Source organism: Micromonospora maritima, from assembly GCF_902825405.1.
GTDB classification, from domain to species: domain Bacteria; phylum Actinomycetota; class Actinomycetes; order Mycobacteriales; family Micromonosporaceae; genus Micromonospora; species Micromonospora maritima.
The window spans coordinates 1-4,252 of sequence record NZ_CADEAU010000458.1 but is presented as its reverse complement, the minus strand read 5'-3'; the positions used below and the strand labels follow the sequence as shown (position 1 = coordinate 4,252).

General features: G+C 73.6%; 2 protein-coding genes and 1 pseudogene. 1 reads left to right on the top strand and 2 read right to left on the bottom strand.

Annotated features, from left to right (window positions below):
- Window positions 1-192: 192 nt before the first annotated feature.
- Window positions 193-1,710, bottom strand: a complete 1,518-nt coding sequence (locus tag HUW36_RS27000) for a GntT/GntP/DsdX family permease (RefSeq protein ID WP_174530716.1) — start codon at window positions 1,708-1,710, stop codon at window positions 193-195.
- A 22-nt stretch (window positions 1,711-1,732) separates the two neighbouring features.
- Window positions 1,733-3,274 carry a gluconokinase gene (locus HUW36_RS26995; protein ID WP_174530715.1) on the bottom strand — a complete coding sequence of 514 codons (1,542 nt, stop codon included), beginning with the start codon at window positions 3,272-3,274 and terminating at the stop codon, window positions 1,733-1,735.
- 265 nt (window positions 3,275-3,539) lie between these two features.
- Between HUW36_RS26995 and HUW36_RS26990 the strand changes: the two are divergent.
- Window positions 3,540-4,252 (top strand): annotated as a pseudogene (locus tag HUW36_RS26990) (hypothetical protein); the annotation flags it as partial.

The window sequence follows — 4,252 nt, the reverse complement described above, 5'->3', positions numbered from 1 at the left end:
GGCGGTCGCAGCCGCAGCCGGCGGTCGCGGTCGGCGGCTGGCGGTCGCGGTCGGCGGTCGGCGCTCGCGGTCGGCGGTCGAGGGGGACCGACGATCCGATCGTGAGTCGTTCCTGATATCAGCTCTAAAGGGAGTCGATGGAAGGATCCCCGCCCGCAGCCGAGCGGCGAACCGCGACCCAGTGCGCGGCCGCTAGACGAAGACGTCGAGCAGGAGGACGCCGAGGAAGCCGACCACCGAGATGATCGTCTCCATCACCGACCAGCTCTTGATGGTCTGCCCGACGGTCAGCCCGAAGTACTCCTTGACCAGCCAGAAGCCGGCGTCGTTGACGTGTGAGAAGAACAGCGATCCGCAACCGATCGCCAACGCCAGCAGCGCCACCTCGGGACCCTGGAGCGTGGCGGCCAGCGGCGCCACGATGCCGGCGGCGGTGATGGTGGCGACGGTGGCCGAGCCGGTGGCGACCCGGATGCCGACCGCGACCAGCCAGCCGAGCAGCAGCGGCGACAGGTTGGCGCCCTCGGCGGCGTCGGCGACCAGGTTGCCCACGCCGGCGTCGACGAGCACCTGCTTGAAGCCGCCGCCGGCGGCCACGATCAGCAGGATGCCGGCGATCGCCGGCAGCGAGCCGCCCAGGAAGCCGGAGACCTGGGTACGGCTGAACCCGGTGCGGTAGCCCAGGAAGATCATGGCGAAGATGACGCCGGCCAGCAGCGCGACGATCGGGGTGCCGACGATGTCCAGCGCCTTGCGGCCGGCGGTGCCCTCGTCGAGGGCCAGTTCGCCGATCGCCCGCAGCAGCATCAGCACCACGGGCAGCAGCACGGTGACCACGGCGGCCCAGAGCGCGGGTGCCCGGCGGGAACGCGGTCCGGCGGGCTCCTCGATCGACCCGCCGGGGCGACCGGTACCCGGGTTCACCAGGTCGTCCTGGGTGACCAGGTCACCGTCGGCGTCCAGCCGGCCGTCGCCGGGGCGGGTGGGGCTGCGGTCTGCCGCCACCGCGACGTCACGCCGGGTGGGCAGCAGCGCCTCCGGCGCGGTGGCCGGCACGTACCGGGCGATGATGTTGCCGAAGACCGGACCGGCGATGATCACCGTGGGGATCGCCACCAGCAGGCCCAGGGCGAGCGTCTGACCGAGGTTGGCGCCGAGCGCGTCGATCGCCACCAGCGGGCCGGGGTGCGGGGGCACCAGACCGTGCAGGACCGACAGGCCGGCCAGCGCCGGGATGCCGAGCTTCATCAGCGGCACGTCCACCCGGCGGGAGACCAGCAGCACGATCGGCACCAGCAGCACCACGCCGACCTCGAAGAACAGCGGCAGGCCGATGAGTGCCGCCACGCCGGCCATCGCCCAGGGCAGCGCGCCGCCGGAGACCCGGCCCACCACCCGCTCGACGATGCTGTCCGCCCCGCCCGACTCGGCCAGCATGCCGCCGATCATCGCGCCGAGCGCGATCAGCAGGCCGACACCGCCGACCGTGGAGCCGACGCCGCCGCTGAACGAGGTGACGATCTTGTCGGCGGGTACGGCGGCGACCACGCCGAGCACCGCCGCGCCGAGGATCAGCGCCAGGAACGGGTGCACCTTGCCCCAGGCGATGAGCAGCACCACGGCGGCGATGCCGAGCAGGGCGGCGACGACGAGTTGGGTGTCGCCGGCGTTCGTGAGTGGTTCCGCCGGCGCGGCGAGCAGTGAGACCACGGCGATCACGACCTTCGGTTGGTCATTGGGGAGCAGCGGTGGGCGGTGGTTCCGGCGGCAGGCTCGGCGCCAGCCGCCGCAGCGACGCGAAGGTGGGTACGAGTGCGTCGTACAGCTCGGAGAAGAGCGGGAGCAGCGCCGCGTACGTGGCGGCGGAGGCGGGATCCGGGCGGACCGTCTCCTCGATCCGGACCAGGTCGGCGGCCACCTCGATCGACTCGATCAGGCCGAGGGCCTGCATGCCGAGCAGCGCGGCGCCGAAGCTGGAACCCTCGTGCCCGGCGGGGAAGCGCACCGGCAGGCCGAGCGCGTCGGCGAGGATCTGCCGCCACAGCGGGCTGCGGGCGAAGCCGCCGCTGGCCCGGATCTCGCGTACCTCGTTGCCGGCCGCGCGCACCGACGACAGGACCAGTGCGAGCTGCTGGCACACCCCCTCCAGCGCGGCCCGGACCAGATGCGGTCGGCCGTGGCCGTGGGTCAGGCCGACGTACGCCCCGCGGGGCAGCGCGCTCCAGTGCGGCGCCCGTTCGCTGAGCAGGTACGGCAACATGATCAGGCCGCCGGATCCGACGGGCGCCCGGGCGGCCAGGTCGAGCAGTTCCTCCTCGGCGTGCTCGCCCAGCTCGGGGGCGAGCGCGTCGTTGGCCCACTGGAGCACGATCCCGCCGTTGTTGATCGCCCCGCCGACCACCCAACGGTTCTCGGTGAGCGCGTAGCAGAAGACGCCGCCGAGCGGGTCCACGCCGGGGCGTTCCACCATCACCCGCATCGCTCCGCTGGTGCCGATGGAGCAGGCCACCACACCCGGCTGCACCGCGCCGAGCCCGAGGTTCGCCAGCGGCCCGTCGCCCGCGCCGACCACCAGCGGAGTGTCCGCCGGCAGGCCGGTGGCCCGGGCCGCCTCGGCGGTCAGGCCGGGCAGCACGTGCGTGGTGGGTACGAGCTGGGGGAGCTGCTCCTCGGTGATGCCGGCGACGCGCAGCGCCTCGCCGTCCCAGGCCAGCCGGTGGATGTCCATCAGCCCGGTGGCCGAGGCGACCGAGTGGTCGGTGACGAGTGCCTCGGCGAGCCGGCGCAGGACGAGGTCCTTGATGCCGACCCAGTGCGCGACCCGCTCGTGCAGCTTCGGCTCCTGCTCGGCGAACCACACCAGCTTGGGTAGCGGCGCCATCGGGTGCACCGGAGTGCCGGTGCGCCGGTGCAGCGCCAGCCCGGACGGCGCGGCCCGCAGCCGCTCGGCCTGCGCGCTGGCCCGGCTGTCGGCCCAGGTGATCGACGGGGTGAGCGGCCTACCGTCGGCGTCCAGCCCGATCAGGCTGTGCATGGCGGTGCTGAACGACAGCCCGGCGATCGGCCGGTGCAGCTCGTCGACGACGGCGCGGATCGCCCCGACCACCGCCTCGTAGATGAGGTCCGGGTCCTGCTCGGCCCAGCCCGGGTGGGGCTCCTCCAACGGATAGCCGATCGAGTGGCTGGCCAGCTGCCGCCCGCCGGTGTCGAACGCGACCGCCTTGGTGCTGGTGGTGCCGATGTCCACACCCACCACGACGGCCGGGTCGCCCACCGGTGCACCTCCTCGCCGCCGGGGGCCGCTCCGCGCCCCGCCCTGCGGCTGACGTTACCGACGTGGCCACCACCGCGCATGGCGAAGCGCGGTGGCCGGGGACCGGGTGACACGGAACGTGAATCGACGCAGGGGTTTCCGCCGATAGTGTCGGTCAATCAGCCGATCGGTCTAATTGGTGACTTTGGCGTGTCTTCGTACCCCTGCACCGCAGTTGACATGAATGACACCCCGATTGGTGGGCTCGCGCGGCGGAGGAGTCGGCGTGGCGAAGACTGATTCGACGGGTTCCACATGGCGGTACCGGTGGGCGCACCGGCAGAACGAGCGGCGCCAGCGCGCCTTCCGCGCCGTCGACGAGGCATGGCGACGCCGCGACGACGAGCTGCGGCGGCTGCGTACCCTCGCGGTGTCCTTCCACGGGTCGGTCCAGGCCGGCGCGGGCCTGCCGATGGAGCTCGATCCCGGCGAGGTGGTCTTCTGGACACTGCCGGCCGCGCAACTGGTCGAGGTGCGGCACACCGCCGTACTGCCCGCCCCCGAGTTGACCGTCGACCCGGATCCGCCGCCGCTGCGCCCGCGCCGCCCCGAGGGGGTACGGGTGTCCGACGCCGGGCTGGCCGTGCTCACCAACCGGCGCCTGGTGCTGCTCGGCGGGCGGGGCCGGCGCGACTGGGCGTACGGGAGGATGACCGGGCTGGCCCACGACCCGGCCGCGCCGGTCACCCTGATCCAGGTGCTGGACCGGCGCCGTACCTCGGGGTTGCTGCTGCCCACCGGCGCGGTGGCCGACTTCCGGTTCAAGCTGACCCTGGCCTTCGCCGACGCGATCGAGCAGCGCGCCGCGGTGGTGGCCGAACTGGACGAGCTGCTGGAGGAACACGCCGCGCTGCGCCCGCTGCGCCCGGCCGTGCTCACCCCGGCCCAGGCCCGGGTGTCCGCGCTGGTGCCCGGCGGCCGGCGGACCGTCGCGGTCGG